We start from the raw sequence: 7,233 nt of genomic DNA, 5'->3' as shown, positions 1-7,233 counted from the left end.
GTTCGAGGAAGCCTTGATGATGGGAAGATCGGACAGTTAGCGAAGAAAGGGTGCGGCACCTTTGCAAAACGGTGAAACCCGAAAGAAATTAGTCGTGAAATCCTAAATTTAGTTGTTGTGAAAAACACTCAGGTGCGGCGACTGCCAGCCCCAGCTCCCGGGTCGCCCGGTGAAGGCGAGGAAGAAGGGCGTGAAGGGAGCGAAGAGCGTTGCTGCCTAGGCTAGCCCCTTGTCACACAAACTACCGAAGCCTCAAGAAATTTTACGTTACCTCGACATTTAGGCCGTATCGCTCTCAAAGTTTCGCATCATAAGCAACCATGTGAGCAAATGACTCACGGATGAATCGGCAACAATGTACTAGGTGTAAACTCGAGCGAAATTGGAGGAATCGACGCGATAGCTCAACTGAGGAAGCGGCCCCGCCGACATCAACCGATTCCATAGCAACCGCCGCAATAGGACGACGAGAATCACTTAGAAATCGAATTGCTTTTTTGAGAAAGCGAATATAGCCGATTCATGCAGCCTGCAAGCGCACGAGGCCAAAACCTGCACATCATCTCGTAATCCTCATTTGTGCGAGTACTGTCTTCGATTAAATGAGAGGTTTCGGACCCGGGATGGATTCTATGCCTCATTCGAACCGTCGAATCATACACAAAATCACCGCGCAACATCGAAATTCTTTCCCAGGCATCCCAGTCAAGCGAGCATTTCATTTCCTCATTAAACAATGGAAGATGCATTCGTTCAAGATTATACGAAACAGAAGGGCAGCTTATCGGTGAGCCAAACGACAAGATAAGACGCCTCAGTCCGACAGACTTCCAATGTTTTGGATTCTTTAAAGGAGACAGCATAAAACGCTTAATGTTCAAAAGAGGCGAATAGTCTATTATTTCGTTGCCCCTTATTTCACCATACGCGCAAAAATAAATAAGGGGAACTTTCGATCTGTTGAAACAATCTAAAAGAGACTCGGCATATTCAGGCAAGTAGACATCATCCTGATGAGCGATTGTTGCCAGCGGGGTCTCAACATGGGAAAGCGCCCTATTCCAATCCTTGCCAATTCCAGGCGCTCCAGCATTCTCAAAACACTCAACCGAGAATTCATCACACAGTTCAGCAATATAAGAATTTGGCGTAGATGTCGATACAATTACATGGGAGCATATATTTTGATTGCACACAGAATCCAAGCAATAGCGGAGATAGGGGCTTTCTCCGTACGCACACACAACAAAAGTATGGTCACTAGGCTCATAAATCACGGTTCGACTCGTTTTCCACAATACGAAGCTCTCGCTCGACAATCGATAATCTCTGGGTAAGATTCTTCAACGCAATAGCCTGCTTGCTGGCAATTGAACTCAATAGCAAGCATATCAGAAGGAGGAAAAACACAACGCACGCAAAAACAAAGTTGGATGGAATAGAAAACCCGAACAACAACCCGACAGAGAATAATGGTTCGGGAAACAAGGCGCATACCAAGATAACAACACCAAATAACAGCCATATAAGCGAATACCTAAGCTGCAGTTTGTCGTGCTTTACAAGATGGACGATAGCCAAGAGGAGAACAAAGCTAGCTATTATCACTACACTCGTTATCGAAACTGCCATGCTAAGCCACCTTCCTATTAAGCATGACGATGCAAGCTGGCTATCCAAATCGCAATTGTAACTTTGACCATATAATAGAGGCTAGAAAAACCTGAAATCGACGACACTCCACCGCCTCGCTCGCGCATTTCAACTGGAATTTCGCGCACGAGAAGACCTTCACGAATCGCCGTTGCAATCGAATCGGGCTCAGGATAATCCATCGGATAGTTTTCAGAGAAAAGACGAATCGCATTTCGCCCGCTTGCGCGAAAACCCGAGGTGGGGTCTTTAACATCCACCCCGGTGAGGATCTTGAGCCATAAAGAAAGCCATTTGATTCCTAAGCGCCTCAAAAAGGTAGATTTAAAGCCCGCCGTTTCAGCAATAAAACGCGAGCCAATAACCAAATCAACACCTCGCTCAATCTCGGCCACAAGCTCCGGAATAAACGATGGGTCATGCTGTCCATCCCCATCAACCTGAATATCAATATCATATCCATAGCGATGAGCATATTTGTGGCCCGCTTGAACCGCTCCACCTATACCTAAATTTTGGGACAAATCGAGCATATTAAATTGATGCTCTTCGCATATTTGCCGCGTCGCATCAGTTGATCCATCATTTATTACTACGTAGTCATAATTCATTTCAATAATAGAATCGACCGTAGATACAATATTTTCCTCTTCGTTATATGCAGGAATAATAACCAGAACTTTTGGCGAGTTGTTTATATTTTGCTTAACCATATGATTAAAATTCCCAAAATCCAATTTCGCTTTGACAATATCACCCAAACGAGCATCCAGCATCCATTGCGTTGATGCCCGAATCAAGAGCTATTCTAACTCAAACATTTCCCCTTTGTGGAAAAGCGTGAATACAGTATATAGGCACATACGTAAAGTAACGCGGAAATGGCATCGGAAGCGATAGACGCAACCCCAACGAACAACAAACTGAGAAGAACTACCAAAAAGCTGCAGGATGAAAATCTTTCCTGTAGCTTTCGAGAAATAATGAACTCTGTATAAAGTTCCCTGCCGCACAAGACGATCACCGTTGAAAGAAGGATCGATTCTACCGAATGAAAAATAAAGATTGAAACCAAGACCAAGGCAAAAGTCGCCAACATCGATGCCAAATTGATTCTCAATAGGCTTTTTTCCATCCTAAATACCTTAAGAAAAGTAGTACCCAAAATGTCCATCTTGCCTTCAAAAATGCACAGGGGAAAAACGAACAAGAATAAGCCAATTGCCGATTGGTAATCAGGAAGCCATATTTCCAGAAAATATTTTGCAGGGTAAAAAGCCAGAAGCAGTAATGGCAACACGAGATTTAAGCCGTCCCGCATTTTGCGGAAGGCGATTCCAAGATTAATATCGCAACTTTGCCGCAAAGACGGAAACAAAACCATGCTTGCCTGAGAAATGAACATCATAAAAAAGGTAGTTATAGAAAGGGCGAGAGATGCGACGGAAAACGTTGCTATGTCCCAATTCCCGTCAATTGCAAACCTCGCGATTCCCACAACTAAAGAGCCGGCAATATTTGCGACCATCAAACTTACTCCGACGCGTATATCCGCGATGGACAGACGAACGGTTTCTTTTAACGGCAAAAAACCTGACTTGAAAAAGTCAACAAAAAATACGGCACAGAAAAGCAAGCGCAGTATTTTCGCAATAAGATACAACTCAATATAGGTCATATAGTCGGTACAGCCATCAGCCATTAAAAGAATCAACCCGAGAAGTAAAACCAAACTCTCACCGAGCACAGAATACGAATATAATTTTGTTTCGTTCATTGCCTGATGCACATAGCCGATAAACGTTGCAGTGTTGCAAACAGGCACAAGAATTCCAGTTGCCAGAATTACAATTTTTCTATCGTATTCAAGAGGGACGAAAACAGCAAAAACAATCAGAGCAAGCGAGAAGAAGAGTTCAATTACTGCGCCAAAAAAGAACTGAGAGTTAATTGACCTCTTGTCAATTTCATTCCTGCCTCTACCGCCTTCTACCAGATAGACGCCATCGTTAAGGCCTAAATGAAATAGCCCAACATAGCTAGCATAAAAAATAAATAACTGCCAATATCCAAAACCCTCAACCCCAAGAAGCTTAGGAAGTAATAAGGTCAATAATGCGCTAACCAACGCATTCGCGCCTTGGGAAAGAATGGCAATCGCTATATCAATTGACAGTTTTTTAATATCCATGTAGCAACTTCGTCTTGAAAAAAACTAATTAGCACCTTTTCCGATGAGGCGCTCGACCAATTGCACAAAACGGGCAGTTGGATACAGAACATTATGCCTTACCGAAAAAGCAAACAAATATGTAGCAAAGCGATGGACTACAGGCAAGTCTGCAGGGCTCGATAAACGAATAAAGGGATTATTTTGTATATCATCGAAATAATCATCGATAATGTCTTTACATTGTTTGCATGTGAATTTAAGTGCTTTTTTTGAGCTGTTCTTGCTAAAGGAATAAACAAAGCCCGCCAGTGCCTTGCTAACAATGTATTCAAGTACCTTATCGTAGGTGTCCCCTTTTACATCACGCACTTTTATAATGGCTTCACGGATGCCGTTATAAGGGAAAGGCCTGTCGTTCTCTTCTTCTTTTAGCCCTTCCTTCCTCACCCCGTCTTGAACCGAGCCGTCATGTCTTCTATACCTATAACCGTAATAGCTAATTGCAACATTATTTTGACAAACGGAGTTTGTTATGATGCCAAAGGGGCAATCCTCCATAACCTCGCCTTCGCCGAATCGAAGGTTGTTATCGAGCAGCAATTTCGCATCTATGAGTTTCGCACAAGGACTATATTGAAACACATGCGATTTATCCCCAAAAGATATATCCCATGCAACAGGATCCCTCGTTTCAATGATTTCGTTACTTCCGTCTATGAATTTTTGATAGCCACAAGTAACAACATCGGCGTCCTTTTCTTGGGCCACAAAAATCAGGCGCTCGAAGTAATCGGGCCAAATAAAATCATCGCCATCAATAAAAGCAATATAATCACCCGTAACTTGGTCAAGCGCAACATTTCGCGCCGCCGCTGCTCCTTTGTTTTCCTGAGCAATAGAAGTTATCAAGCCGGGATAACTATTCTTATATCGCTTAATAACGCTAAGAGTATTGTCGGTCGAACCATCATCGACCAAAATTATCTCATAGACGGGATACGTTTGGTTGATAATCGAATCTAAGCACTCTGGCAAATAGGGTCCGCAATTATAGGCAGGGACAATAACCGAAATCCTCATTTTATCTGCGCTCTCCATTTAAGCCACGTTCTCCTATTGCCTTATTCGTTTAAATTGGCATGAAAGTATAATATCGGATGTTAAGATACCATCCGATAGACTCATTATCCATCAGAAACAGATTCAAGGGTGACAATGCGCGAATACGATAGCGAAACGCTTCATAAAGTTCAGTCAATCGAGCTCTCCATTCTTAGTGACTTTATCGACCTTTGCAATAAATACGATTTAGCATATTTCGGCATGGCAGGCACAGGAATAGGAGCGCTTCGACATGGGGGCTTCATCCCATGGGACGACGATATTGATGTTGCGCTTCCGCGCAATGACTACGAAAAGTTTCTGGACCTGGTTGCTATTGAGTTCGGGGATAAATACGAAATCCTTAATTGTGAGACCAATTCGAATTACCCATTGATGTCAACGCGGATGATTCTACGTGGTACCAAATTTAGGGAATACGCGCTAAGGAATATCGATTGTAACTTTGGTATTTTCTTAGACATATACGCTTTTGACAACATTCCGGATGATGAGCGTCTTTTCAAAAAACAAGCTAGGGATGCTTTTATTTGGAGCAAACTGCTCATTCTGAGAAGCGTTTCACACCCCGTCCTACCTTTTGGCGGAGTTAAGGGAAAAATCATTACCCTCGCTTGCGTCATCGCTCACTCCTTGCTTTCTTTTTTCAATGTTTCAAAAACGTTCTTATATAAGAAATGCTACGAAGCCAGCACTCGATTCAGGGACATGAACGACTCCAAACGCTTAGATTACCTATGCGATACTACCCCTTATTCAAATATTATTAACAGAAAAGATGTCTTTCCGCTTTGTCTAAGAAGCTTTGAAAACCTTGAGATGTCATTCCCAAACAATCTAGATAATTATTTACGTGGGATGTATGGCGATTACATGACATTACCACCGGAAGAAAAAAGGAAGAACCACTATCCGTACGAATTAGATTTTGGCAAATGGGCTTAAATAAGAAAGGGTACGTAGTGCCTAAAGTAGCTTTTGTGATACTTCATTTCGGAGATGCGACCGTCACGAAAAGATGTATCGAATCCCTCGACAATCTTATAGATAGCGATTCGATTTCTATTATCGTTGTCGATAACGAACTGACAAAGCCCGCAGAGAGCAGAACGTGCAGAGCGACTTTTTTCCGACAAGATGATAAACGCGGCCATTATATTCGCATCGAAGAAGATGGCGGTTTTTCGTATGCAAATAATACGGGCTATGGTTATGCGCGCGACATTCTCAAAGCCGATATTATCGTTGTGACAAACAACGATATAGAGTTCATCCAGGATGATTTCTTGATCAAAGTGATTTCTATCGCTCAATTAGGCGAATACGATGTAATTGGGCCCGATACTATTCAGGCTACTACCAAGAAGCACCAAAACCCCATGGCCCTGAAGGCTCCGAGCTTGAAAGAGGTTGAGAAAACAATATTCTTGAATTCTATTGCGTTGAACTTCTATTCGATATCGTACCCCATACTTTCTCGATGCGAAAAAGAGCGTTCCTATGTTGTTGTAAATGATGCACTCGAAAGCAATGCAAGTATAGAAAACGTCGTATTATTTGGCGCATGTTTGATTTTCCTGCCCAACTTCGTTTTGAATGAAGCTAAGGCGTTTGAACCGGAGACACATTTCTACTACGAGGAATTCCTTCTATTTCGAAAATGTCAACGAATGCAATATCGAACCGCATTCGTTCCTTCCCTTTCCGTGATACACGAGAGCGGAAAATCTACAGATACCTCTTATGCAAATAAGAGGAGCAATTTGCACTTTAGAATGTCCAATATCCTTGCTTCAGCAAAGATATATCATGAATATCTGAAACAAAATGGGATAATCGACTGAGCCATTTTCCCTATATGAAGCCACACATTTATTTGTGAAACGATAGTGTGTCAAACGTTTGGACAGCCATGCTGTCAGCAAAGAAATGTCCGCATCACCGCACCCGGTAGCGCGTCTAATGTTGGTGCAAGCCGTCCTAGCGAGGAGCAACCGAAGGCTGCCCGAGCGGACGGTAATTCAGCCCGGATATTGGGCCGCCGCCTAGAATGTCTGCATTATACCGCCGCTACGCCGCGCTTGCCGCCATGCCGGCCGATACATGGCGGCAAGCGCCAATCGCTCGGCCCGCGGCCGTCGCTTCGGTACCGTCAAGGATCTTTCGCAAATTCGCTGATGCCTAGGTGAGACCATCGGCATTCTCGCCCTACGCTTTGCCCTCCTCGTCTTCGAGCAGCGATACATCTAGGTAGCGCCTGCGGCCCCATTCGTTTTCGACTATGT

Annotated in this window: 7 protein-coding genes; 2 read left to right on the top strand and 5 right to left on the bottom strand. The window is 43.4% G+C overall.

Features of this window, described 5'->3' with window-relative positions; translation table 11 throughout:
* Positions 1–473 precede the first annotated feature (473 nt).
* From DMP05_RS09495 to DMP05_RS09475, 5 genes are read right to left on the bottom strand one after another with little or no spacing between them, the layout of a single operon-like run.
* Positions 474–1,244, bottom strand: coding sequence for a glycosyltransferase family A protein (locus tag DMP05_RS09495; protein WP_244595123.1), 771 nt, complete (start codon positions 1,242–1,244; stop codon positions 474–476).
* A 22-nt stretch (positions 1,245–1,266) separates the two neighbouring features.
* Positions 1,267–1,632, bottom strand: coding sequence for a DUF2304 domain-containing protein (locus DMP05_RS10305; protein ID WP_123220217.1), 366 nt, complete (start codon positions 1,630–1,632; stop codon positions 1,267–1,269).
* Between the two features lie 17 nt (positions 1,633–1,649).
* Complete coding sequence (locus DMP05_RS09485; RefSeq protein ID WP_244595122.1) at positions 1,650–2,453, bottom strand: glycosyltransferase family 2 protein; 804 nt, start codon at positions 2,451–2,453, stop codon at positions 1,650–1,652.
* An 8-nt stretch (positions 2,454–2,461) separates the two neighbouring features.
* Positions 2,462–3,844, bottom strand: coding sequence for a hypothetical protein (locus DMP05_RS09480; RefSeq protein ID WP_123220216.1), 1,383 nt, complete (start codon positions 3,842–3,844; stop codon positions 2,462–2,464).
* A gap of 24 nt (positions 3,845–3,868) precedes the next feature.
* Positions 3,869–4,924 (bottom strand): glycosyltransferase family 2 protein, encoded by a 1,056-nt coding sequence (locus DMP05_RS09475; RefSeq protein ID WP_123220215.1) that lies wholly within the window; start codon positions 4,922–4,924, stop codon positions 3,869–3,871.
* A gap of 117 nt (positions 4,925–5,041) precedes the next feature.
* On the opposite strand from DMP05_RS09475, the gene DMP05_RS09470 reads away from it, so the two are divergent.
* Positions 5,042–5,893: a LicD family protein gene (locus DMP05_RS09470; protein ID WP_123220214.1), complete on the top strand. Its 852-nt coding sequence runs from the start codon at positions 5,042–5,044 to the stop codon at positions 5,891–5,893.
* A gap of 17 nt (positions 5,894–5,910) precedes the next feature.
* The gene (locus tag DMP05_RS09465) at positions 5,911–6,792 is read left to right on the top strand and encodes a glycosyltransferase family 2 protein (protein ID WP_161957535.1); all 882 of its coding nucleotides are present in this window, start codon (positions 5,911–5,913) and stop codon (positions 6,790–6,792) included.
* Positions 6,793–7,233 lie beyond the last annotated feature (441 nt).

This window comes from Slackia isoflavoniconvertens (assembly GCF_003725955.1).
Lineage (GTDB): Bacteria > Actinomycetota > Coriobacteriia > Coriobacteriales > Eggerthellaceae > Slackia > Slackia isoflavoniconvertens.
Note: the sequence above shows the minus strand (reverse complement) of the source record. Positions and strands in the feature narration are given on the sequence as shown.